Genomic DNA, 21706 nt, shown 5'->3' with positions numbered 1-21706 from the left:
GATCTAGAGGGCGCCGAGATAGCGCTCGCGCTCGTACGGCGTGACCTCACGGCGGTACTGCTCCCACTCGGCCCGCTTGTTGCGCAGGAAGTAGTCGAAGACGTGCTCGCCCAGCACCTCGGCGACGAGCTCGGAGCCGGCCATCACGTCGATCGCCTCGGCCAGGTTCTCCGGCAGCGCCTCGTAGCCGGCCGCCTTGCGCTCCGCGTTGGACAGTGCCCAGACGTCGTCCTCGGCACCCGGGGGCAGCTCGTAGCCCTCCTCGATGCCCTTGAGCCCCGCGCCGAGCATCACGGCGAAGGCCAGATAGGGGTTGGCCGCGGCGTCGATCGAGCGGACCTCGACGCGGGCCGAGTTGGGCTTGCCGTAGGCCGGGACGCGGACAAGCGCCGACCGGTTGAGGTGGCCCCAGCACACGTACGCCGGTGACTCGGTGATCCGGTCGGGCAGCGCCTGCGGGAACAGCCGCTTGTAGGAGTTGACCCACTGGTTGGTGACCGCGGTGTATTCGCGGGCGTGCACGAGCAGGCCGGCGATGAACGCACGGGCCACCTTGGACAGCTTCATCGGGTCGCTGGCGTCGTGGAACGCATTGCGTTCGCCCTCGAACAGCGACAGGTGGGTGTGCATCCCGCTGCCGGGCTGGTCGGTGAACGGCTTCGGCATGAAGGTCGCCTGGACGCCGTGGCTGAGCGCCACCTCCTTGACCACGTGCCGGAACGTCATGATGTTGTCGGCCGTGGTCAGCGCGTCCGCGTACCGCAGGTCGATCTCCTGCTGGCCCGGCGCGACCTCGTGGTGGCTGAACTCGACCGAGATGCCGATCCGCTCCAGCGCGAGCACCGCCTGCCGGCGGAAGTCGCGGGCCACGGCGTGGGTGGTGTGGTCGAAGTAGCCGCCCGCGTCGACCGGCACCGGCACCGACCCGTCGTTGGGGCCGTCCTCCAGCAGGAAGAACTCGATCTCGGGGTGGGTGTAGAAGGTGAAGCCCTTCTCGGCCGCCCGGGACAGGGCGCGGCGCAGCACGTGCCGGGGGTCGGCCCAGGACGGGGTGCGGTCGGGCAGCAGCACGTCGCAGAACATCCGGGCGCTCTCGCCGCTGACCCCGCCCTCGAACGGGAACACCTGGAAGGTCGTCGGGTCGGGCATGGCGATCATGTCGGACTCGAACACCCGGGCGAAGCCCTCGATCGCCGAGCCGTCGAACCCGATGCCCTCGTCGAACGCCGCCTCGAGCTCGGCCGGCGCGACGGAGACGCTCTTAAGCGTGCCGAGGACGTCGGTGAACCACAACCGGACAAACCGGATGTCGCGCTCCTCCAGGGTACGGAGCACGAACTCCTGCTGACGATCCACTGCCAACCCCTCTGAGCTGCATGTGTGCTAGCTGACCAGTGTTGCTCGGTCTCGTTACGCCAACGTTACGGTAGGACGATGCCCGCCGATCCGGTGCCCCGGCGGGTCATCGGTGCCCCGTGCCCCCCGATGGTGGGTGGGAGGATTGGACCATGCCCACGTTGCGCATCGCGCTCGCACAGGTGAATCCGACCGTTGGCGATCTGACCGGCAACTCCGGGATCGTCCGGTCCACCGCGCGCGCCGCCGTCGACGCGGGCGCCCGGCTGGTCGTGTTCCCCGAGATGATGCTCACGGGCTACCCCGTCGAGGACCTGGTGTTCCGGCAGTCGTTCCTGGCCGCCTCCCGGGCCGCGATCGAGCGCCTGGCCGCCGACCTCGACGCAGGCGGCCTCGGCGACACCCCGGTGGCGGTCGGCTACCTCGACGCCGACGGGCCGCCGGCGGTCAACGCCGCCACCGACCCGAGCGCCGGGCCGCGCAACGCGCTCGCCGTGCTCCACCGCGGCCGGGTGGCCGCCCGCTATTTCAAGCATCACCTGCCCAACTACGGCGTCTTCGACGAGAACCGCTATTTCGTACCCGGTGACACGCTCGTCGTGGTCCGGATCGACGGCATCGACGTCGGCCTGACGATCTGCGAGGACATGTGGCAGACCGGCGGCCCGTTCGTGGCCGCCCGCCGGGCCGGGGTGGGCCTGGTGCTGACGGTCAACGGCTCACCGTTCGAGCTGCACAAGGACGACACCAGACTGGCTCTGGTACGCCGCCGGGCGGCGGAGGCGGGTGCGACGGTCGCCTACCTCAACATGGTCGGCGGTCAGGACGAGCTGGTCTTCGACGGCGACTCGGTGATCGTGACGGCGGCCGGTGAGGTGCTGGCCCGTTCCCCGCAGATGGCCGAGCACCTGATGATCCACGACCTCGACCTGCCGCTGGGGCTGCTGCCGCCCCCGCCCTCGGAGCCGCCCGCGCCCCGGCCGGCGACCGGCGAGATGGGTGGCGACGAGATGGGCATCCGGCGGGTGCACATCTCCGACCCGCACCCGGCGCTGCCCGGGGTTCCGGTCCACGGCGGGCACGCCGCGCGGCTCTCCGACGAGGCCGAGGTCTGGCAGGCGCTGGTGCTGGGGCTGCGCGACTACGTCCGCAAGAACGGCTTCGACAAGGTGGCCTTCGGCCTCTCGGGCGGCATCGACTCGTCGGTGGTCGCCGCGATCGCGGTCGACGCGCTGGGGCCGGCGGACGTCATCGGCGTGTCGATGCCGAGCCGGAACTCGTCGGCGCACTCCCGCGAGGACGCCGCCGAGATGGCCAAGCGCACCGGCCTCGAGCTGCGGGTCCACGAGATCCAGCCGATGGTCGACAGCTTCCTCGCGACCATGTCGCTCTCGGGCCTGGCCCTGGAGAACCTGCAGGCCCGGGTCCGCGGCGTGATCCTGATGTCGATCTCCAACCAGGAAGGCCCGCTGGTCCTGACCACGGGCAACAAGAGCGAGCTGTCGGTCGGCTACTCGACGCTCTACGGCGACTCGGTGGGCGGCTTCAACCCGCTCAAGGACGTCCCCAAGACACTGGTCTGGAAGCTGGCCCGCTGGCGCAACGACGAGGCGCTGCGCACGGGCGAGGAGCCGCCGATCCCGGAGAACTCGATCTCCAAGCCGCCCAGCGCGGAGCTGCGCCCGGGCCAGCTCGACACCGACTCGCTGCCCGACTACGACGAGCTCGACGCGATCCTGCTGTCCTACGTCGACGGCGACAAGGGCCGCGCCGACCTGGTCGCCGCGGGCCACGACCCGGAGCTGGTCGACCGGGTGGTCAGGCTGGTCGACCTGGCCGAATACAAGCGCCGCCAGTCGGCCCCGGGCACCAAGATCTCCATCAAGGCCTTCGGCCGCGACCGCCGCCTCCCGATCACCAACCGCTGGCGCGAGACCGGCCCGCCCGGGGTGTGAAAGATTCCACGCTCGTCTCTCCGCCGGGGGTTCCCGGTGGGACCATCGGAGGGTGCCCAGGGACCGCACCGCGGCGGCCTTGAGGCGAGAGGAGAGCTGCTATGTCGGAGCAACCGTCCCTCTACGGCGGGCCCCCTACCCGCCGGGTCCGCACCCGGGAGCTGATCGCCGCCAAGGAGCGCGGTGAGAAGTGGCCCATGCTGACCGCGTACGACCAGTACACGGCCGCGATCTTCGACGAGGCCGGCATCCCCGTGCTGCTCGTCGGTGACTCGGCGGCCAACAACGTCTTCGGTTACGAGACCACGCTGTCGGTGACCGCCGACGAGCTGCTGCCCCTGGTCAAGGCCGTCGTCCGGGCCACGAAGCGGGCCCTGGTCGTCGGCGACCTGCCGTTCGGCTCCTACGAGGAAGGGCCGACCCAGGCCCTGCGCACCGCGGTCCGGTTCATGAAGGAGGGCGGCTGCCACGCCGTCAAGCTCGAGGGTGGGCGGCGGACGGCGCCGCAGATCGAGGCGATCACCGCGGCCGGGATCCCGGTCATGGCCCACATCGGCTTCACGCCGCAGAGCGAGCACACCCTGGGCGGCTACCGGGTGCAGGGCCGGGGCGACGCCGCCGAGGAGGTCATCGCCGACGCGCACGCCGTGGCCGAGGCCGGCGCGTTCGCCGTCGTGCTGGAGATGGTGCCCGCGCACGTCGCCAAGCGGATCACCAACGAGATCGCGGTGCCGACGATCGGCATCGGCGCCGGGCCCGAGACCGACGCCCAGGTGCTGGTCTGGCAGGACATGGTGGGCCTGCGCACGGGCAAGCTGCCGCGGTTCGTCAAAAAATACGCTGACCTGCACGGCACCATGCTCGACGCCGCGACCCGGTTCGGCGACGAGGTGCGGGGCGGGCAGTTCCCCAGCTCAGAGCACAGCTTCTAGCCGTTCCCGCGCTTCCGCCAGGGACGGGCCGTACCAGGTGAGATGGCGGCCGCTGACCAGGGCGTACGGCAGTCCGGGGAACGCTTCCGGGCCGTCGCCGGCGGTGAACGCGTACGGCTCGTCCGGCAGCACGACCAGGTCCGCGCCCGCCGCCCGCAGCTCCGCGAGCGGTGGGCGCGGATAGCGCTCCGGCGCGGTCGCGTAGACGTTGTCCACGCCCAGGCGGGCGAGCAGGTCGCCGGCGAACGTGTCGGCGCCCAGCACGACCCAGGGGCGCCGCCAGACCGGGATCAGCGCGCGGCGGCGTACCCCCGTGAAGGGCTCTGACCAGGCATCTCGGGCGGCGCGCAACCAACCGGGGTCGCGCGCCCCGAGCGCGGCCAGCATCCGTTCCAGCGAGGTCAACGCCGCGTCCAGGGTCCGCGGGTAGGTCACCCAGACCGGGATGCCCGCCGCACGCAGGGCCTTGACGTCCGCGCGGCGGTTCTCCTCGGCGTTGGCCAGCACGAGATCGGGCCGGGCCGCCCGGACCTTCTCCAGGTCGGGGAACTTCGTCCCGCCCACCCGGAGCACGTCGAGACCGGCCGGCTCCACGCACCAGTCGGTCGCGCCGACCAGCAGGTCGGGCACGGTGCGGGCGACCGCCTCGGTCAGCGACGGCACGAGCGAGACGACCCGGCGCGGCGGGCGGGTCAGCGCGAGCGGCGTGCCGAGGTCGTCGTTCAGACGTCGGTCACCCGGAGCCCGGCGTGCGCCTTGTAGCGGCGGTTGATCGCGATCAGGTTGGCGGTCAGCGCCTCGACCTGGTGGGCGTTGCGCAGCCGGCCCGCGTAGATCCCGCGCATGCCGGGGATCCGCGCGGTCAGCGCCGCCACCACGCCCGCCAGATGCCGGTCCTCGGTGCAGATCAGCACGTCGAGGTCCATCGTCTCGACCGCCGGGTCGGCCAGCAGCGGCGCGCTCACGTGGTTGAACGCCGCGGCCACGGTCGACTCGGGCAACAGCGCCGCCGCCTGCTGCGCGGCGCTGCCCTCCTCGACATGCAGGGGGTACGGCCCATGGCTGTCGAAGCCGAGCGGGTTGACGCAGTCGACGACCAGCTTGCCGGCCAGGGGGAGGCGCAGCGCGGCCACCGTGTCGTGGTGACCCGCCCAGGGCACCGCGATGATCGTCAGGTCGGCCTCGGCCGCGACGTCGGCGTTGGCGCCGCCCTCGACCGCACGGCTGACACCGGGCAGCGCCGAGATCTCCTCCGCCGAGGCCGCCGCGCGGGCCGCCTGGCGGGAGCCGATCAGCACCCGCTGGCCCGCCCGGGCGAACCGGTAGGCCAGGCCCCTGCCCTGGTCGCCGGTGCCGCCGATGATGGCGACGGTCAAGCCGGACACGTCGGGGAGCGCGCTGGGGTCGTAGGCCATGCGGCCATCGTCCCAAAAGATCGCCCCGGGCGTCACTTCCGCTCGAACCGGACCGTCCGCTTGACCGGGTCGGCGGTGACCAGGGTCACCCGGACCCGCTCGCCGAGCGGGAGGTCGCCCACGCACCGGGCGCGGACGGCCGGCTCGTCGAGGGCGACGGTGCCGCCAGGCCGGCGGCCGTCCTCGGCGGTCATTGGCGGCCCCGCGGCGGGGGCCGGTGCCGTGCGGCGCGGGGAGTCGACGTCGACGACCGCGGCCTCGAACGTCTCGCCGACGCGGTCCTGCAGCAGCACCGCCTCGGTCAGGTCGACGGCGCCCCGGGCCGCCGCGCCGGAGACCCGGTCGGTGCCGGTCATCACCTTGGGCAGCTTCGGCAGGGCCGCGCGGGCCCACTCCGGCACCGTCAGGCCGGCCGTGAGGGCCAGGCACACCTCGGTGGCGTACCGGTCGGCCAGACGCCGCAGCGGGGCCGTCACGTGGGCGTACGGGGCCGCTACGCCGCCGTGCCCGGGCTGCTCCGGCCGCTCGCCGTCGAAGGCCGTGTAGCCCGCCCCACGCATGAGCTCCGCCGCCTGGTCGAGGAAGGCGGCGCCGCGCGGGTCGGCGGCGTCGACGGCGGCGATCACCCGGCCCACGGGCTTCCCGGCCGGCCAGTCGATGCCCAGCGCGCGGGCGGCGGCGCGCAGCCGGTCGACCGCGGCCTCCTCCGGCGTGGGCATCGTGCGCAGCAGGCCGACCCCGCCGGCCAGCATGATGTCGGCCGCGGCCACGCCGGTCAGCAGCGAGATCTGGGCGTTGTGCTCCTCCGCCGGCAGCGGCGCGCGGAGCACCAGCCGGTAGCCGGCACCGTCGCGTTCGATCTCCTGTTCGGGCAGCGGCAGGTTGATCGCGCCGCGGTCGAGGCCGCGCTCGACGAGCTTCGCGCCGATCTCGGGCAGCAGGGCGATCGGCTCGGCGGCGGTGCCGGCGGCGAACTGACCCTGGACGGTGTCGTAGTCGAGCTGGGCGCGGCTGCGGACGAGCGCGCGCTCCAGGCCGACCGCGGTGGTGGCGCCGTCGGCGTCGAGGTCGATGGTCCAGAGCACGGCGGCCCGGGTGACGTCGGGCAGCAGGCTCGCCGCGCCCTCGCTGAGCGCGACCGGGTGCAGCGGGACGTTGCCGTCGGGCAGGTAGACCGTCTGGCCGCGGCGCCAGGTCTCGGCCTCCAGCGCGCCGCCCGGACGCACGAACGCCGCCACGTCGGCGATCGCGTAGTGGACGCGATAGCCGCCCGGGCGGCGGGTCAGGCACATCGCCTGGTCGAGGTCGCGGGACCCGACCGGGTCGATCGTGACGAACGGGATGTCGGTGCGGTCGGGTCGCTGCGGCAGCGGGGCCGCCGCGGCCTCCTGGGCCTCGCGCTGCGCCTCGTCCGGGAACCCGTCGGGCAGGTCCAGCTCGCGGCGGAGCGCGGCGAAGTCGAAGTGGGGCGCTCGGACGCGTCTGGTCACCACCGGTACTTCATACCAGTTCCCGAGCGCCCCGCTTCGGGTCGTATTTTCTGCTTATATTTCGGACACCTAGCGCGATGTCCGGCGAGCCGTGGTCTTGCGCGGGCTGGCCGCCTTGCGGACCGTGCTCTTGCGGGCCGTGGTGGTCCGCTTGGCCGCCGTCTTGCGGGCGGTCGTGGTCTTCTTGGCGGCGGTGCGCTTGGCCGGCGCCTTCTTGGCGGTGGCCCGCTTCGCCGGCGCCCGCTTGGCGGCGGTCTTGGCGGTGGTCGCCCGCTTGGTCGCCGTCTTGCGCGCCGCGCTGGTCTTCTTCGCCGTGGTCTTCTTGGCCGCGGTCTTCTTGGCGGTGGCCCGCTTGGCGGGGGCCTTGGTCGCCGCCTTACGCGCCGTGGGGCGCGTCGTGGTCTTCTTGGCCGCGGTCTTGCGCGCGGTGGTGGTCTTGCGCGCCGTGGTCTTCTTCGCGGTGGTCCGCTTGGCGGCGGTCGTGCGCTTGGCGGCCGTGGTCCGCTTGGCAGCGGTCGTGCGCTTGGCCGTCGTGCGCTTGGTCGCCGGCGCCCGCTTCGCGGTGGTGGTCCGCTTGGCGGCGGCGGTCTTCCGCGCGGTGGTCTTCTTGGCGGTCGCCCGTTTCGCGGGCGCCTTCTTGGCGGTTGCCTTGCTGGTCACCGTCTTGCGCGCGGGCGTCTGCGCGGAAACGGTCTTACGGGCTGTGCCAGAGGCGCGGGACGCCGCGCTCGTACGCTTGGCAGTGGTGGTCCTCTTCGCCGCCGCGCGTTTGGCGGCCCTTGGTGTCTTGGCCTTCGACGCTTCGGCCATGGTGGGTTCCTCCTTGCGAGACGTACGCGGGTCCGGCTCCGTCGCGGAGACCGCGGAGTTGCTCGCCGTGACGACTGCGCCGCGGCGCCTACCTCTCCTCCCCTGCCCAGCGGCGGTCCTCCTCGTCCCACACCTCGTTGCGCTCCTGCACGGTCTGCAGGGCGTTCTCGGCGTCGGCCTTGGACCGGTAGGGACCGAGGACGTAGACCGACGGGCACACGTCAGCTTCGGTCTCGACCCTGTGGTGACGGGTGCACCAGAAGTACTCCGTCCCACTACCGCTGTCACTCATGGGATCACTGTGCACCGCAAAACGGGTAAGCGCCACCGTTTCACACAAAAAGAGGGGTCACATCCACTGTAGACCCGCTGCGCCGGGTGCGGACGCAATCGCCGCCGCGTGTCCCGACCGTGTGACGGGGCCCGGTTTTCGGCTCTCCTGGCGCCTGTAACATACAGAGATGAACGCGGACGAGTCCGTCATCGGGCGGATCGAGACCGAGGTCGCGCTCCTCATGCGCTTCGGCGAGGCCACCCGGCGGGCCATCCCGGTCGAGCCGCACCGTTCCCTCGATCGGGCCGCGTACGTCATCCTCCGGCACCTCGAGGAGGCCGGCCCGCAGAACGTCTCCGCGCTCGCCGCCCGGCTCAACCTCGACGGCTCGACCGTGACCCGCCAGGTGGGCGCGATGGAGCGCGAAGGCCTGATCGCCCGCGAGGCCGACCCGAGCGACGGCCGCGGCACGCTGGTCTCGGCCACCGCGGCGGGCCTGCGCCGGATGTCGGTGGTCCGCAACGCCCGGGCCGAGGTCTACGCGGAGTTGCTGGCCGAGTGGTCCGACCGCGACCGCACGGAACTGGCCACACTGCTGGCCCGCCTCAACGAGGCGCTCGCCGCCAGGACCCGCGCGCGCCGCCGTTAGGGGCATACTGCCCCGCATGACTGGTTCTGCCTCGTTGACGCTCGTCGGCTTCGACGGCTCGCGTACGCCGCGGCCCGACCCCGCCCAGATCGCCGCCGCGGTGCGGGCCCTGACCATCGACAACTGGTTCGTGATCCTCGAGGAGAGCGAGGACACCTTCCTCCAGGTGGCGGTCCGGGCCTCCTCGTACGCGCTGGAACGGCGGGCCGGGGGCGACGAGACGCAGGTGGGCACCTCGGTCGACACGCTCGACGAGGTGGTCTGGGCGTTCCAGGCGCACGGCCGGCGGGAACCGGGGTGGGAAGCGCGGTTCGAGTGGGAACCGGTCAAGCTGTAGCCATGCGGGAGATCCAGACCGCCGACGGCGTGGCGATGCCGATGATCGGCCTGGGCACCGCGGGTCTGCACGGCGCCGGCGGCGGCCGGGCCGTGCTGGCGGCGCTGGAGACGGGCTACCGGCTGGTCGACACCGCCACGGCCTACGGCAACGAGCGCGAGGTCGGCCAGGCCCTGCGGGCGTCGGGCGTTTCGGCCTTCCTGACCACCAAGCTGCGCCCGGAGGACGCCGGCCGGGAGCCGGCGGTGCTGGCGGCCTCGCTGCACGCCCTGGGCGTGGAGCGGCTCGACCTGTGGCTCATCCACTGGCCGGTCGCGGGCGGAGCCGGGGTCCCGTCGTGGGAGGCGATGCTGCGGGCCCGCGCCGAGGGTCTGGTGCGGGCCGTCGGGGTGTCCAACTACGCGCCGGCCCAGATCGACGAGCTCGTGGCGGCGACCGGGGTGGCGCCGGCGGTCAACCAGATCCCGTGGAGCCCGTCGCTGCACTCCCCCGCGCTGCTGGCGGAGTTCCGCGCCCGGGGCGTGGTGGTCGAAGGCTACAGCCCGTTGCGGCGTACGGCCCTGGACCATCCCGCTCTGCGTTCGGTGGCCGCGGCCCGCGGCGTACCGGTGTCCGAAGTGGTCATCGCCTGGCACCTGGCCCACGACGTGGTCGCGATCCCGCGCTCCGCCGACCCGGAACGCCAGCGCAGCAACCTGGCCGCCGCCGACCTGGTGCTGTCGCCCGACGAGGTGGCGGCCATCGACGCACTCGGCCGGCCGTGACCGAGGCGCTGACGCTGGAGTCCGCGCAGGCGGGCGATTTCCCTTACTACCGCACGCTGTCGCGTCGGCGCGTGCTGCTCCTGGGTGCTGGCGGCCTGGCCGGCCTGGCGGCGTTCTGGGGCGTGGGCTGGTTCCTGCACGACACGTACACCGTGCTGGTCCCGACCGCGCTGTTCGTCGCGGTCCCGTTGACGGCACTCGCGGTGGCGACACGGGGCTCGATCGGCGGCCTGTTCCGCCGGGTGACGGGCCGGGACCTGTTGGCGATGCTGGGTTACGCGCTGCTCTGCATCGTCGCCACTGTGGTGATGGGCTTCTTCGTCGGCCAGGTCTCGGGCGCGACGAGAAACGCGGTCTTCGACCAGATCGAGTACGCGACACCGACGTGGCTGGCGATGTTCTATCCACAGTCGGCGGTGCAACTCCTAGGAGAGGAACTGCTGACGATCCTGCCGTTCCTGGCGCTGCTGCACTGGTTCGCGGTGCGCCGCGCCATGGACCGCACGAAGGCCGTCGTACTGGCCTGGGTGATCTCGTCGGTCGGCTTCGGCCTGGTCCACCTGCCGGCGTACCAGTGGAACGTTCTGCAGTGCGTGCTGGTGGTGGGCGCGGCCCGCCTGGTCCTGACGTGGTCCTACATCAGAACGAAGAACCTCTGGGTGGCGTACGGAGCCCACGTCCTCAACGACTGGCTCCTCATCACCCCGTTCATCCTCGGCGAAGTCGCGTCCCGGTAGCCGCCGCGGCGCGTTGTCCTAGAGTTTCGGGATGTCGATCGCCAGTCGTGAGTTGACCGCCGAGGATCATGAGCTCATCGCGTACGCGCGGCGGATCGTGGATGCCAACACCGATGGTGACGGTGGGGTGCACACCATGGGCGCGGCGGTGCGCGGTGTCGACGGGCGGATCTACGGCGGGATCAATCTCTACCATTTCACCGGCGGGCCGTGCGCCGAGCTTGTCGCGTTGGGGCATGCCCGGGCGTCGGGTGCGCGGGAGCTGTCGACGATCGTCGCGGTCGGGAACCTCGGGCGGGGGCCCGTCGGGCCGTGCGGGCGGGATCGGCAGGTGCTCTTCGACTACCACCCGGGGATTCGGGTGCTGTTGCCGACGGAGCAGGGCGTCCGCAGCGTACGCATCAAGGATCTGATGCCCCTCGGCGCCGTCTGGACGGTGGAGGAAGGCACGCAGGAGTTCGATCCGACGCTGTTCACGGATCGCTAGCGGGCAGCGTCAGGCCTGGTCGAGGAGGTGCAGGCTCGGCCCGTAGGAGATCTTCCAGTCCTCGTAGACGCCCATGCCGCCGCAGGACAGGCAGCGGAGCGCCACGTAGAGCCAGCGCACGTCCTCGCCGTCCTCGCGGAGCGAGTAGCCGACCGCGGCCGCGAACGTCTCGTTGCCGCACGGGCATTCGCAGACGCCGTGCTCCTCCGCGTCGTCCCAGTATTCGTCGCTGTCACCGATGAAATCGTGGGCGCCGCAGGCGAGACAGGTCCGCCGCACCGCACCCTCATCGGCGGCGACGACCACCTCGAACGAGCGGCCGCCGCAGGAACGGCAGACGCACTCCCGTACCTCCTGAATCGGATATCCACCCGGCTCAGGCTCCCGAAGAAACGCGGCAAGATCCTCGAACGTCTCACCCCGGGGCAGCCCATCCTCCACCATGATCGAGAGCGTAGTGGACCGTGGCTGGTCTATCGGTGCTCGCCTATCGTCCGGGACCGATGGCGCCACGTGGCAGCGGCGAAGATGGTCGCGGTGAGGAGCACTATCAACGAGATCCGATCGGTGTTCTGTTGGCGCGGAGAGATCCACGACGTCGCCGAGGGCAGAGTCGCGCTGCACACGCGAGCGGCGTTGGTGCCGGAGATTGTGGATCTAGCGAACGACCAACATCCCTACGAGGTTCCGGCGTCGTCGCCTGGCCGATCCAGCAGGGAAACCCGGCGTACCTCTCGTGGATCGTCTCCGAAACAAAACAGCCAGAGGAGCGTCAATGACCGGGCGAAGAAGTCGGCTGTGCCACTTCGTACTCGACTGCGACGACTTGGAGCAGGCCGTGCGCTTCTGGTCCGCTGCGCTGGAGGCGGAAGAGGAACTTGTGGCCGAGCGGAGCCACCAGGTCTACCGACTGCTACGCCCGCCGGACTCGGAGATCCGCATTCTGCTCCAACACACCGCCGATCCGAAGACATCCAAGGAGCGGATGCACCTGGACCTTGAAGCCGACGACGTCGAGGCCGAGGTTCAACGGCTTGAGGAGTTTGGCGCCACGCGCTACGACCACCAACAGGCACGTGGCTTCGACTTCTGGGTCATGCGAGACCCATGGAGCAACGAATTCTGCGTGCTCAACCAGTCTTTCCCGATCTCCTTGACCGTCGGCAAGAGGAGCCGACCCGCGTTGCTGACCGAACGGACCGCGCCGCAAGGTTCTAAGAGCAGAGTCGTCGTGCCGGGTGGGCCGTCTCCACGGTCCATCCCTGCTTGCCTTCTCTCGAACGCGCACGCACATGGCCGGCCGGCAGCCGTCGGGCGCGAACGTTGTTTGCCAGAGGGCCAAGCCCGGCAGCCGCATGGCGTATCGTTCGACTTTGGGCGACATCTGTGCTTGGGGCGGCCGTGATATACGACTGCTTTGTGTGACCGCACAGCATGAGTATCTCTCTAGCAGACGGGACCGGAGACCGTCCCCTGGTGTAAGGCGCTACGACCGCAACGGCATTTGGCTCTACTAATGATTGCCATACGTCGTCAAGGTACGCATTCGAAGATCCGTGGTGCGGGACCTTGAAAAGGGAAGCACGTTTGGCGGGCTGGAAGCCCGCCACGATTGCCTTCCACCCGCATCCCTGCGGCCCCGCCAAGACGTCGGCTCCGAGCAGCACGGCCTTACCCTGAGTCTCGACCCAGAGGGCTATAGCGGTCTCGTTTTCGTCGTAACGAGGCGCCCTACGAGCGCTACCGATCGCTGGCATCGCACGAGATATCGCCGCGCGAGAGCGGGTCACGGATTCGTCGGACGGCGAGAGTGCCATCACCCTACTAACCTCTCCGCCGCTTCGCTGTAGGGATAACAACTCCTTGCCGCGGTCTGCATAGCGCAGATACCGATCGCCGCGAGAGTCCCTTCCTCGATCTACGACCACCTGTATTACGTTCGAGTACTCCTCGATTGCACTTGGCCGGCCGGCACCAGGCACTCTGCTCTTCATATCTAGGAGCGCAATGTACTCGCTAATCGACCCGGCGTGAGGCATCACGAAATAAGCTGACTTGCATCGCTCGAATATTCGCGAAATACCATTGAAGTGATCGTCGTGAGCGTGCGTAGCGACAACAAGCCTGACTGCCGACGGGAGGTCGACACCGATTCGCTCTAGGTACGACACTACCGGCACGCTACGATCGGGGTTTACACAAGAATCCACTATGATCCACTCGCCGTTTCCAAGATGGACCGCAATAGACTCGCCGACGCCTGGGCCGAATATTGACACTTCAACGACATCGGGTGGCGGATGGTCAAGAATCATCGTCGTCCAGCAGGCGAGCTAAACTCCGAGCGCGTTCGAAGGCGCCATCGAGGTCGCGTTGAGTCCAGACTCCTGTGTGCCTGCGACGCAACAGCGAAGTGACTCCGAAGCGGGGACCGTCGCTGACAATACGAGTGGTCAGATAGACGACGTCTCCAGGCTGTGCGTCGTGGTCATCTGGCGCCAAGAGCCTCAGCTCAAAGTCCGCCATCAGCTCAGGGCCCTCATGATCCAGCGGGTACAGTTCCGCCGTAAAAACGTCGTCCTCGATATCGGTGATCACGCCTTGCCACTTTTTCAAGCCTGTGACGGGGGCGACGCGCGTCACCGACTGTATCTGCTCTGCACTAACGCCTGGCTTGCGCGCAAGAGGTTCGTTGGATCCGATACTGTTGGCACGGTTCCCAGGCTGAACTCGCCGTGAGCGAGCAAACTTGGCGCGCAGGGATCCGGATACCACCCCCGGATCGAGTGAGTCGGTCGAAGATGCAGCATAGACGAAAGTCCCCGGTGAGGCAGTGGTGATGTAAGCGGCTACACTTTGGTTAGTCACGGCAACCCCAACGCTCCTACCTGTTCGAAGATGGTCATTGAACGAGCAAGAGAGCTACCCCACTCCTCGTTGAGGATCGTCAGTGCCTGCAAGTTCTTCTCAACGCCTTCTTCTGCGGCACCATCGAGCTTTAGATCATCCCGAGAAACAATGGGCTTGTCTAGCAGTGTTAAGTCGTAATGATCATTGCAAGTCACGAAGACGGCCATCCCAAACACGTTAGAAGGCTCAATCTTGACCTCGACGCGGCCACCGTAGGAATCTGCCCGGGGTCCAACCAAGGTTAGACTCTTAAGTGCCGCATCCCCTAAGGTCTCACTCCAGTGCTGCTTGGGCACGAGCGAGTCCCCGATTCGATGGTATGCCTCGCGACTGGGGGCGACAAAGTGCACCGCTCTATTCATTCCCATGGCGACGAGGGGAGCATCCGGAAAGGCCGCAAGAATTCCGGCGGCAACGTCTCGCAGGCGCTCAAATTCCTCTTCGCGATCTGTCGATACTTGAAGGGTTCCCGACTGCGCGGTAACGGTTAGCCAGTCTGCGCTGAAGTTGTTAACTTCGCCGGGAAGCAGCAGCAGATGCTTCGCCTGAGCCAGTTCGGAGTCCCCGATTAGGCCCTTGTCATGAAGCCAACGTGGCGACAGATCCGCGATCGGAACTTGTCCTCGGAGGACAACGGTGACACTGTCTGACGCTAGCGGTGGCAGGGCCATCGTCTCCTCCGGGCGCTAGCGGGTCGGCGTCAGGTCCAGCGGTCGTAGGACTGCAGTGTAGTTGTCAACGGGCCGCAGGCGTCACCCTCGCAGATAACAAGACCCGGTCGGGCGGACCCGACCAGTCAGGCAGGCGCGACCGCCTCCTACCTGTGAGAACTTTCTATACGTCTTCAAGGCGGCCCTTCGGGCCGCGCGCTGCAACCATGCCCGGCCGACACCCGCCTTACGCCTCCGGCGACGGCGGGGCCGGCGGCGGATACGGCGCTGCCAGTGCACCTTGGCCGAGCCAGGCAGTGCTGCCGTTGGTGGCGCACGAGCGGGCTGCCCCTTGCCTAAGGGGTCAGCTCCTAGAACGCTTCGGCTCCGACGGTCACCCGATCATCTTGTCGAGTGCTGCCGCAGCCGCGATTCCTGCCGGCACTCCCGCAACGGGGATGCTGAGTAACGCAACTGCAATCCCCACGGCAACGCCGATGGAAAGGATCACCGCCCACCGAAGCGGCAACGGCGATCGAGCGTTCTCCTCTTCCTTACGTGGCTGACCCATATCTGTCTCCTTGTCTCCCCTGGGAGGGGACCAAGAAGCCAGAAGGCTAGGACCTGGGAGGAGAGAGGCCACTTCCCAAACGGTCCCTCTCCCCCCAAGCGGGGTGCTGTCATTACCAGCACTCCAACGGTGGCAAGGACGCGGTGTCACTCACCGGGCCGCCGTTCGGTCCCGCTCCACAAGGAGCGGGCGGCCCGGACGGCGGCCCGGGTGGGCCCGTTGCCGTCGGCGACGGTCGCGCCCACAGTGAACTGTCCACGCCACTAGCCACCACCTTCCCAGGTGAGACGACCAGAGGCGCTAGGCAACGCTTCGGGTCGGCCACAAAGGATTCTAAGCCGCGCGGACGCGCCGGCGAGAGGGCATAAAGTAGTCGAACATTGGACACGATGGGTCATCGCAAGCGCCTCCACATCGCCTAGTCTGGCCTGGCAACGGGACCAAAAGCGCGATGCCTCCGGCGGGTAGGGCCTCCGACCCCCACAACCGCCACCAGCGCGAAGGTCAAAAGCCAGCCGACAACCAGACGTAAACAATCTCCGCCGGGCCGTCTGTGGGCCGTCCGGGCCGTCAAACGCCGCCCGGCATCGACCAACGTCGACCAGCACTGCCATTCGAAACAGCAGCTCAAGCAGGGTGACCAGGCCGGCGACTCGGGTGTGACGGGCGAGTCGGCCTGTACGCCGGATTCTGTGTCCTGTCGCCTCGCGGCGACCGGTGGCGGTCATCCATCTCGGCCTGCCGTTGCCGGCAGGCTCCAGCGGCCTACCCGCAGGCTCGGGCGGGCAGCCCTCGAACACCTGCGCAGGTCGTCCGATCTTGCGTTCGGACGGCCCTTTTGGCCTTGCTCCGGGTGGGGTTTACCTAGCCGCTCCGGTCGCCCGGTGCGCTGGTGGGCTCTTACCCCGCCGTTTCACCCTTACCAGGCGCGTACGCCTGGCGGTTTGTTTTCTGTGGCACTGTCCCGCGGGTCACCCCGGGTTGCCGTTAACAACCACCCTGCCCTGCGGAGTCCGGACGTTCCTCGGCGACGGCCCTGACAGCCGTCGACGCGACCGCCCAGCCGACTCGCCCGTCATGCCCCATCCTACCGGTGCCGTTAGGCTGCCCTCCGATGGATCTCTTGCACGCAGTGCTGCTGCTCGCCGCCGGGCTCGCGGCCGGGTTCATGAACGCGCTCGCGGGCGGGGGGTCATTGATCACCTTTCCCGCCCTGCTCGGGGTCGGTCTGCCGGCCGTACCCGCCAACGTCAGCAACAGCGTCGCCGTCTGTCCGGGCTACTTCGCCAGCGTGTACGGGAGCCGCAAGGACCTGCGCGGCCAGGAGCGCCGGACGTTCCTGCTCCTGCCGACCGCCGTCGCCGGGTCCATCGGCGGGTGCGTGCTGCTGCTGATCACCCCGGAGGCCGCGTTCGACGTCGTCGTACCGTTCCTCGTGCTCGGCGCGACCGCGGTGCTGGCGTTCCAGGACCAGCTGCGCCGCGTCGTCGGGCACCCGGCCCGGATCAGCGTCATCCGGCAGCGGGTGCTGCTGCACACGCTGGTCGGGATCGGCGCGGTCTACGGTGGATACTTCGGCGCCGCACTCGGCGTGATGTTCGTCGCCGGCCTGGCGCTGGTGCTCGACGAGACGCTGGCCCGGGTGACCGCCGTGAAGAACGTCCTGTCGGCGACCGTGGGCCTGACCACCGTGGTGGTCTTCGCCCTGTTCGGCCCGGTCAACTGGGCGACCGTCGCGGTGCTGGCGCCGGCGACGATCGTCGGCGGGTACGTGGGTGCCCGCTTCGCCCGCCGCCTGCGCAGCGACATCCTCAAGCTGGTCATCGTCATCTTCGGCACGGGCATCGGCCTCTACCTGCTGGTACGTGCCTTCACCTGACGCCCTACGGACCGTTCAAGGGCCCTTTTTCGCTCGGGCCCGTCGTGGGCCGGGCCGTCGCTCCCGCCAGACACCGCTCGCTCCGCTTGGCTGCCGCGTCCGCGGCTGGTCACGCTCCTTCTCCCGGTGTGCCCAACCGCAACGACGTCGCCGACCCGGACGCCACGAACCAGCACCGATACCGGAAAGGCCGCGCAGACGGCCGTCTCAGTGTCCCGGCGGGCTGAGGCGGTCGCCGAGTCGGCGGACCGCTGAAGGCCGGCCAGGCGGTCATGTCGCCGCGATCGCAGGTCACCGCGGTGGGGCTGAGACCACCGCGGACGCCGCGGGCCGCGAAGGCGGGCCAACCGGGCCGGGGCCGCCCGCGTTCACCCGCGTGTGCACACCCGCACGTCAGGGCAGCACCTGACGGTGACGTTGCCCGGCGAGACGATGGGCGCTCCCCTGTCGGCAGGGGAGCGCCCGTCAAGCCGCCTCAGACCTTCGGGGACGGGGCCGGGTCCAGGTCGGGGTCCGTGTTGCCGGCGGGCTGGGTCGGCACCGAGACCCGCGGGTCGCCCTCGTCCGCGAAGTAGTCGTCCGGCTGTGTGTCGTCGCCGCCGTCGGGCACCTTGCCCGCCCGTAGTGCCAGCGTCACCAGCGCCGCCACGAGCAGGTTGACCGCTACGGCCACCAGGCCCACGTACACCGTCGTCTTGGAGTCGATGAACGCGAACTTCTCCAACGGGAACGCCGAGCCGCCGAAGTGGGCGCGGCCCGTCGCGGCGTTGGGGATCTCGTAGAGCATCCACGTGCCGAGGCCCATGCCGGCCACCCAGCCCGCGATCAGGCCGCCGCGGTGGAACCAGCGCGTGTAGATGCCCAGCGCGACCGCCGGCAGCGTCTGCAGGATGATCACGCCGCCGATGAGCTGCAGGTCGATCGAGAACTGCGGGTCGAGGAAGACGATGCAGGCGACCGCGCCGACCTTCACGACCAGCGACGTGATCTTGGAGACGTTGGCCTCCTGCGCCGGCGTCGCGTCGCGCTTCAGGTATTCCTTGTAGATGTTGCGGGTGAACAGGTTGGCCGCGGCGATCGACATGATCGCGGCCGGCACCAGCGCGCCGATGCCGATCGCGGCGAACGCGATGCCGGTGAACCACGACGGGAACTGCTGGTCGAACAGCAGCGGCACCACCGTGTTGCTGTCGACCGACCCCTCCTTGGCGCCCGGCAGCGGCTTGACGCCCGCCGCGATCGCCATGAAGCCCAGCAGCGCGATCAGCCCGAGCAGCAGGCTGTAGGCCGGCAGCGCCGACATGTTGCGCTTGATCACGTCACGGTTGCGACTGGCCAGCACGCCCGTGAGGCTGTGCGGGTAGAGGAACAGCGCGAGCGCCGAGCCCAGCGCCAGCGTGATGTATTGCCACTGGTTGCCGGCATTGAGCAATATGCCGTCGTTGGGATTGGGTGACGCGTCGAACTTCGCATCAGCGGCGTCGAAGATCGTGCCCCAACCACCCAGCTTGTACGGCAAGTAGATGATCGCCACCAGGATGACGATGTAGATCAGCGTGTCCTTGACGAACGCGATCAGCGCCGGCGCCCGCAGCCCCGACTGGTAGGTGTAGGCCGCCAGGATCGCGAACGCGATGATGATCGGCAGGTGCCGGGCGATCGTGCTGTCGCCGGTCACGCCCATGGTCTTGAGCACGGCCTCGATGCCGACGAGTTGCAGCGCGATGTAGGGCATCGTCGCCACGATGCCGGTGATCGCGATCAGCAGCGCCAGCGTCGGCGACTGGAACCGCGACCGCACGAAGTCGGCCGGGGTCACGAACCCGTGCCGGTGCGAGACCGACCAGAGCCGCACCAGGATCAGGAAGACCAGGGGATAGATGATGATCGTGTACGGCACGGCGAAGAACCCGGCCGCACCGGCACCGAAGAGCAGGGCCGGAACGGCGACGAAGGTGTAAGCGGTGTAGAGGTCGCCGCCGACGAGGAACCAGGTGATCCAGCCGCCGAAGCTGCGCCCGCCCAGGCCCCACTCGTCGAGGTGGGCCATGTCGTTCGGGGCCCGCCACCGCGCCGCGACGAAGCCCATGCCGCTGACCAGCAGGAACAGGACGGTGAAGATGACGATCTCGGTAACGTGGTCGCCCATCGTGCTCACCGCCGCTTCTTGGTCATCTGGTAGACGACCGTGGTCGTCGACACGCCGAGCACGATGAACAGCAGCTGCAGCCAGTAGAACGTCGGGAAGCCGAACAGCCGCGGCGAGTCATGGTTGAACAGCGGCGTGATCAACGGGACGAGGATGGGCACGAACAGCAACCAGTTCCACGGGCTCTTGTCTTTCGCCCGTGCCACCGCGGGCGCGCCGTCCGCGGGCACTTCTGGATCACTCATGACAAACCTCCGGCCGCCATGGATTTTTCGACGGCCGGAGGTTAACTGTCCGGTGTGACATAACTCGCCGTTCAACGGAGCCGACGCGCTGAACGGTTCTTCACCTGCGCCGAACGGCCACCCCGGTCAGGGGGTCCAAAGTCCCAGGTGGAGGGTCTTCGTCAGCGTCGCGTTGTCGTCGTCGCCGTCGAGCGACCAGACCATCGCGCCGCCGAGCCGCTCGCTGCGGATCCACAGCGCCTTCTGCAGCAGCACCACCGGGTCGTCGTACGTCCAGAAGGTCGTGCCGTTGTAGAGCCAGGCCGTGCCGGCGCGCAGGTCGCGGTGCACCCGGTAGCCGTCCGTGCCGATCTTGGTCTTGAGCACCTTCCAGTCCTCGGAACCCGCCTCGAACGTCGCCGGCGCGGCGCCGCCCGTCGAGGTGCCGAAGAGGCCGTCGCGCCCGCCGGTCACGCCGGTCCAGCCGCGGCCGTAGTACGGGATGCCGACGACCAGCTTGTCGCGCGGTGCGCCGCGGTCCCGCCACGCCTTGATCGTGTTCTCGATCGAGAACGACGGCCCGGGCGCGCCGGCCGGGATACGCAACGCCGACTGCTGGTTGGCGGTCGCCTCCCAGGTGCCGTGGAAGTCGTACCCCTGGATGGTCGCGTAGTCCAGGTTCTTCATGACCTTGGGAACCTCGTAGCCCGCGTCGATGGCCGTGGGGTTCGCCGGGAGGAACGCGGTCAGCTCGAAATGCTTCTTCTGGGTCCTGCCGTACGCGTCGAGTTGCTTGCGGAACTCGGCGACCAGCGCCGTGAAGTTCTGCTTGTCCTCGGGGCGGTAGACCGTGTCGACGTCACCGGGCGAGCCCGGCCACTCCCAGTCGAGGTCGATGCCGTCGAAGACGCCGTGCAGGGTGCCCGGCCCGCCCGCGCTGCCGTCGGGGTTGGGCAGGTTGCCCTTGAGGTAGAGGTCGATGCAGGAGCTGACGAACGCCTTGCGGGACGCGTCGGTGAGTGACGCGTTCGAGAAGTGCGTCGACCAGGACCAGCCGCCCAGCGAGATCAGCACCTTGAGCTTGGGGTGCTTGGCCTTGAGCTTCTGGAGCTGACCGAAGTTGCCGTTGAGCGGCTCGCCCCAGTTGTCGCCGACCCCGTCGACGCTCTCCTCCGCCGGCACAGTCCGCTGGTAGTCGGCCCACGAGTCGCCCTCGGGTGCCGCACCATCCACATAGCACCTACCGTCGGGGCTGACGTTGCCGAACGCGTAGTTGAGGTGCGTCAGGCGCGCGGCGGCGCCGGAGGTGTCGAGCTTCTTGACCGGGAACGCGCGGCCGTAGATGCCCCACTGGGTGAAGTAGCCGACCTGGCGGAAACCCTGGCTCTTGCGTTCGGTCGCCGCGGCCGGCGCCGCGCCCACGGCGGTGACAAGGAGAGTTACTGCGGCCGCCACGGCGGCGAATCTGCGCATCTGGACTCCTGTCCATCCGGAAAACAGTAAGGCTTGTTTCCTGTTGCGGTGCGCAAAACGTAGGCTGTCGATGTTCGCCGCGTCAAGGACGCTGTCAATAAGGTGGCCTGGTGGCGTACGACGTCCGCGCCGAGAGTCGGCGGCTGATCGAGCACGGGTTGCCTCCGGGGCCCGTACGGCTGAGCCGCCGCCACCGCTTCGCGCCCGTGGCGGTCGACGTCGCGGACGACGTGGCGGCGACCTGGTTCGTGCGCCGCGGCGTCGGTTGCTACTGGGACGAGTTCCACCTCTTCGCCCGCGACGACGACGGGTGGCGGTTGCTGGGCGGCGGCGGTGGCAGCTCCAGCGGGATGTTCTCCTCGGCCGCGTTCGCCGCGGCGCGGGAGGAACTGGCGTCCGACTGGATCCAGGTCGACGGCGGGTCGTCCGTACGCCGCGACTCGAGCACGCTGACGCCGTGGCGCGACCGCTGGATCCATTCGGCGTCACTGCTGGTGGGTCGCGCGGTGACGACGGTCGCGGTGGCCGGACGGGTGCTGCGGGTGCCGCCGCACGGTCACCTGGTGGTGGTCTGGGGCGACCGCCGCCCGCCGTCGGTCTCGGCCCGCGACGCGACCGGCCGCGAGCTGACCACGCGGCGGCTC

At 69.3% G+C, this 21706-nt stretch carries 23 protein-coding genes, 1 other RNA gene and 2 pseudogenes; 11 read left to right on the top strand and 15 right to left on the bottom strand.

The window, feature by feature from the left end:
• Window positions 1-3 precede the first annotated feature (3 nt).
• Window positions 4-1356, bottom strand: coding sequence for a type I glutamate--ammonia ligase (glnA, locus tag Asi02nite_RS06300; RefSeq protein ID WP_203711197.1), 1353 nt, complete (start codon window positions 1354-1356; stop codon window positions 4-6).
• Window positions 1357-1508: 152 nt separating this feature from the next.
• Here glnA and Asi02nite_RS06295 point away from each other — a divergent pair, with 152 nt between their 5' ends.
• The gene (locus tag Asi02nite_RS06295; RefSeq protein ID WP_203711196.1) at window positions 1509-3311 is read left to right on the top strand and encodes an NAD+ synthase; all 1803 of its coding nucleotides are present in this window, start codon (window positions 1509-1511) and stop codon (window positions 3309-3311) included.
• 101 nt (window positions 3312-3412) lie between these two features.
• Window positions 3413-4243 (top strand): 3-methyl-2-oxobutanoate hydroxymethyltransferase, encoded by an 831-nt coding sequence (gene panB, locus Asi02nite_RS06290; RefSeq protein WP_203711195.1) that lies wholly within the window; start codon window positions 3413-3415, stop codon window positions 4241-4243.
• On the opposite strand, the gene Asi02nite_RS06285 is transcribed toward panB, so the two are convergent.
• From Asi02nite_RS06285 to Asi02nite_RS41430, 5 genes are all read right to left on the bottom strand, one after another.
• A complete protein-coding gene (locus Asi02nite_RS06285; RefSeq protein ID WP_203711327.1) occupies window positions 4226-4939 on the bottom strand; it encodes a helical backbone metal receptor in 714 nt (237 codons plus the stop codon). The two genes, panB and Asi02nite_RS06285, sit on opposite strands and share 18 nt — an antisense overlap.
• Before the next feature lie 26 nt (window positions 4940-4965).
• A complete protein-coding gene (gene npdG, locus Asi02nite_RS06280) occupies window positions 4966-5658 on the bottom strand; it encodes an NADPH-dependent F420 reductase (protein ID WP_203711194.1) in 693 nt (230 codons plus the stop codon).
• A 32-nt stretch (window positions 5659-5690) separates the two neighbouring features.
• Window positions 5691-7151, bottom strand: a complete 1461-nt coding sequence (locus Asi02nite_RS06275; RefSeq protein ID WP_203711193.1) for an RNB domain-containing ribonuclease — start codon at window positions 7149-7151, stop codon at window positions 5691-5693.
• A gap of 66 nt (window positions 7152-7217) precedes the next feature.
• Window positions 7218-7958, bottom strand: coding sequence for a histone H1-like repetitive region-containing protein (locus Asi02nite_RS06270; protein WP_239126525.1), 741 nt, complete (start codon window positions 7956-7958; stop codon window positions 7218-7220).
• An 88-nt stretch (window positions 7959-8046) separates the two neighbouring features.
• Complete coding sequence (locus Asi02nite_RS41430; protein ID WP_239126524.1) at window positions 8047-8250, bottom strand: hypothetical protein; 204 nt, start codon at window positions 8248-8250, stop codon at window positions 8047-8049.
• Window positions 8251-8419: 169 nt separating this feature from the next.
• Between Asi02nite_RS41430 and Asi02nite_RS06265 the strand changes: the two genes are divergently transcribed.
• The 5 genes from Asi02nite_RS06265 to Asi02nite_RS06245 are packed head-to-tail and all read left to right on the top strand — an operon-like array spanning window position 8420 to window position 11206.
• Window positions 8420-8881 carry a MarR family winged helix-turn-helix transcriptional regulator gene (locus Asi02nite_RS06265; protein ID WP_203711192.1) on the top strand — a complete coding sequence of 154 codons (462 nt, stop codon included), beginning with the start codon at window positions 8420-8422 and terminating at the stop codon, window positions 8879-8881.
• A gap of 16 nt (window positions 8882-8897) precedes the next feature.
• Window positions 8898-9218 (top strand): hypothetical protein, encoded by a 321-nt coding sequence (locus tag Asi02nite_RS06260; protein WP_203711191.1) that lies wholly within the window; start codon window positions 8898-8900, stop codon window positions 9216-9218.
• Between the two features lie 2 nt (window positions 9219-9220).
• The gene (locus Asi02nite_RS06255; RefSeq protein WP_239126523.1) at window positions 9221-9982 is read left to right on the top strand and encodes an aldo/keto reductase; all 762 of its coding nucleotides are present in this window, start codon (window positions 9221-9223) and stop codon (window positions 9980-9982) included.
• A complete protein-coding gene (locus tag Asi02nite_RS06250) occupies window positions 9979-10719 on the top strand; it encodes a CPBP family intramembrane glutamic endopeptidase (RefSeq protein ID WP_203711190.1) in 741 nt (246 codons plus the stop codon). The genes Asi02nite_RS06255 and Asi02nite_RS06250 overlap by 4 nt, the downstream gene beginning before the upstream one ends.
• 31 nt (window positions 10720-10750) lie before the next feature.
• Window positions 10751-11206 carry a cytidine deaminase family protein gene (locus Asi02nite_RS06245; RefSeq protein WP_203711189.1) on the top strand — a complete coding sequence of 152 codons (456 nt, stop codon included), beginning with the start codon at window positions 10751-10753 and terminating at the stop codon, window positions 11204-11206.
• A gap of 9 nt (window positions 11207-11215) precedes the next feature.
• Here Asi02nite_RS06245 and Asi02nite_RS06240 read toward each other — a convergent pair whose 3' ends face one another.
• The gene (locus Asi02nite_RS06240) at window positions 11216-11650 is read right to left on the bottom strand and encodes a hypothetical protein (RefSeq protein WP_203711188.1); all 435 of its coding nucleotides are present in this window, start codon (window positions 11648-11650) and stop codon (window positions 11216-11218) included.
• A gap of 84 nt (window positions 11651-11734) precedes the next feature.
• On the opposite strand from Asi02nite_RS06240, the pseudogene Asi02nite_RS42690 reads away from it, so the two are divergent.
• Window positions 11735-11839: pseudogene (locus Asi02nite_RS42690) on the top strand (hypothetical protein); the annotation flags it as partial.
• A gap of 142 nt (window positions 11840-11981) precedes the next feature.
• A complete protein-coding gene (locus Asi02nite_RS06235; protein WP_239126522.1) occupies window positions 11982-12611 on the top strand; it encodes a VOC family protein in 630 nt (209 codons plus the stop codon).
• Window positions 12612-13191: 580 nt separating this feature from the next.
• Here Asi02nite_RS06235 and Asi02nite_RS42685 read toward each other — a convergent pair.
• The 5 genes and pseudogenes from Asi02nite_RS42685 to rnpB all read right to left on the bottom strand — a co-directional run.
• Window positions 13192-13521, bottom strand: a pseudogene (locus tag Asi02nite_RS42685) (MBL fold metallo-hydrolase); the annotation flags it as partial.
• Window positions 13511-13849 (bottom strand): hypothetical protein, encoded by a 339-nt coding sequence (locus Asi02nite_RS06230; protein WP_203711186.1) that lies wholly within the window; start codon window positions 13847-13849, stop codon window positions 13511-13513. The pseudogene Asi02nite_RS42685 and the gene Asi02nite_RS06230, both read right to left, overlap by 11 nt.
• Window positions 13850-14070: 221 nt before the next feature.
• A complete protein-coding gene (locus tag Asi02nite_RS06225) occupies window positions 14071-14787 on the bottom strand; it encodes a hypothetical protein (RefSeq protein ID WP_203711185.1) in 717 nt (238 codons plus the stop codon).
• Between the two features lie 373 nt (window positions 14788-15160).
• Window positions 15161-15337, bottom strand: coding sequence for a hypothetical protein (locus tag Asi02nite_RS06220; protein ID WP_203711184.1), 177 nt, complete (start codon window positions 15335-15337; stop codon window positions 15161-15163).
• Window positions 15338-16000: 663 nt separating this feature from the next.
• An RNA gene (rnpB, locus tag Asi02nite_RS06215) (RNase P RNA component class A) lies at window positions 16001-16408 on the bottom strand.
• A 43-nt stretch (window positions 16409-16451) separates the two neighbouring features.
• Here rnpB and Asi02nite_RS06210 point away from each other — a divergent pair.
• Complete coding sequence (locus Asi02nite_RS06210; RefSeq protein WP_203711183.1) at window positions 16452-17216, top strand: sulfite exporter TauE/SafE family protein; 765 nt, start codon at window positions 16452-16454, stop codon at window positions 17214-17216.
• 475 nt (window positions 17217-17691) lie between these two features.
• Here the strand turns inward: Asi02nite_RS06210 and mctP are convergent, their stop codons facing one another.
• From mctP to Asi02nite_RS06195, 3 genes are all read right to left on the bottom strand, one after another.
• Complete coding sequence (gene mctP / locus Asi02nite_RS06205) at window positions 17692-19365, bottom strand: monocarboxylate uptake permease MctP (protein WP_203711182.1); 1674 nt, start codon at window positions 19363-19365, stop codon at window positions 17692-17694.
• A gap of 5 nt (window positions 19366-19370) precedes the next feature.
• Window positions 19371-19610: a DUF3311 domain-containing protein gene (locus Asi02nite_RS06200; protein ID WP_203711181.1), complete on the bottom strand. Its 240-nt coding sequence runs from the start codon at window positions 19608-19610 to the stop codon at window positions 19371-19373.
• A 126-nt stretch (window positions 19611-19736) separates the two neighbouring features.
• A complete protein-coding gene (locus Asi02nite_RS06195) occupies window positions 19737-21062 on the bottom strand; it encodes a glycoside hydrolase family 18 protein (RefSeq protein WP_203711180.1) in 1326 nt (441 codons plus the stop codon).
• A 110-nt stretch (window positions 21063-21172) separates the two neighbouring features.
• Between Asi02nite_RS06195 and Asi02nite_RS06190 the strand changes: the two genes are divergently transcribed.
• Window positions 21173-21706: hypothetical protein (locus Asi02nite_RS06190; RefSeq protein WP_203711179.1), on the top strand; the 534-nt coding region annotated here is incomplete at its 3' end.

It is taken from the genome of Asanoa siamensis, from assembly GCF_016862555.1.
GTDB lineage: Bacteria > Actinomycetota > Actinomycetes > Mycobacteriales > Micromonosporaceae > Asanoa > Asanoa siamensis.
The sequence above is the reverse complement of the archived record's forward strand: the minus strand, read 5'-3'. Positions and strand labels throughout refer to the sequence as shown.

Excerpts from the sequence above, each read along its gene's own strand:
- panB (WP_203711195.1), top strand. The coding sequence starts at position 3,413 with ATGTCGGAGCAACCGTCCCTCTACGGCGGGCCCCCTACCCGCCGGGTC.
- Asi02nite_RS06265 (WP_203711192.1), top strand. The coding sequence starts at position 8,420 with ATGAACGCGGACGAGTCCGTCATCGGGCGGATCGAGACCGAGGTCGCG.
- Asi02nite_RS06240 (WP_203711188.1), bottom strand. The coding sequence starts at position 11,650 with ATGGTGGAGGATGGGCTGCCCCGGGGTGAGACGTTCGAGGATCTTGCC.
- Asi02nite_RS06270 (WP_239126525.1), bottom strand. The coding sequence starts at position 7,958 with ATGGCCGAAGCGTCGAAGGCCAAGACACCAAGGGCCGCCAAACGCGCG.
- Asi02nite_RS06225 (WP_203711185.1), bottom strand. The coding sequence starts at position 14,787 with ATGGCCCTGCCACCGCTAGCGTCAGACAGTGTCACCGTTGTCCTCCGA.
- Asi02nite_RS06235 (WP_239126522.1), top strand. The coding sequence starts at position 11,982 with ATGACCGGGCGAAGAAGTCGGCTGTGCCACTTCGTACTCGACTGCGAC.
- Asi02nite_RS06255 (WP_239126523.1), top strand. The coding sequence starts at position 9,221 with ATGCGGGAGATCCAGACCGCCGACGGCGTGGCGATGCCGATGATCGGC.
- mctP (WP_203711182.1), bottom strand. The coding sequence starts at position 19,365 with ATGGGCGACCACGTTACCGAGATCGTCATCTTCACCGTCCTGTTCCTG.
- Asi02nite_RS06195 (WP_203711180.1), bottom strand. The coding sequence starts at position 21,062 with ATGCGCAGATTCGCCGCCGTGGCGGCCGCAGTAACTCTCCTTGTCACC.
- Asi02nite_RS41430 (WP_239126524.1), bottom strand. The coding sequence starts at position 8,250 with ATGAGTGACAGCGGTAGTGGGACGGAGTACTTCTGGTGCACCCGTCAC.
- Asi02nite_RS06220 (WP_203711184.1), bottom strand. The coding sequence starts at position 15,337 with ATGGGTCAGCCACGTAAGGAAGAGGAGAACGCTCGATCGCCGTTGCCG.
- Asi02nite_RS06245 (WP_203711189.1), top strand. The coding sequence starts at position 10,751 with ATGTCGATCGCCAGTCGTGAGTTGACCGCCGAGGATCATGAGCTCATC.
- npdG (WP_203711194.1), bottom strand. The coding sequence starts at position 5,658 with ATGGCCTACGACCCCAGCGCGCTCCCCGACGTGTCCGGCTTGACCGTC.
- Asi02nite_RS06210 (WP_203711183.1), top strand. The coding sequence starts at position 16,452 with ATGGATCTCTTGCACGCAGTGCTGCTGCTCGCCGCCGGGCTCGCGGCC.
- Asi02nite_RS06295 (WP_203711196.1), top strand. The coding sequence starts at position 1,509 with ATGCCCACGTTGCGCATCGCGCTCGCACAGGTGAATCCGACCGTTGGC.
- Asi02nite_RS06200 (WP_203711181.1), bottom strand. The coding sequence starts at position 19,610 with ATGAGTGATCCAGAAGTGCCCGCGGACGGCGCGCCCGCGGTGGCACGG.
- Asi02nite_RS06260 (WP_203711191.1), top strand. The coding sequence starts at position 8,898 with ATGACTGGTTCTGCCTCGTTGACGCTCGTCGGCTTCGACGGCTCGCGT.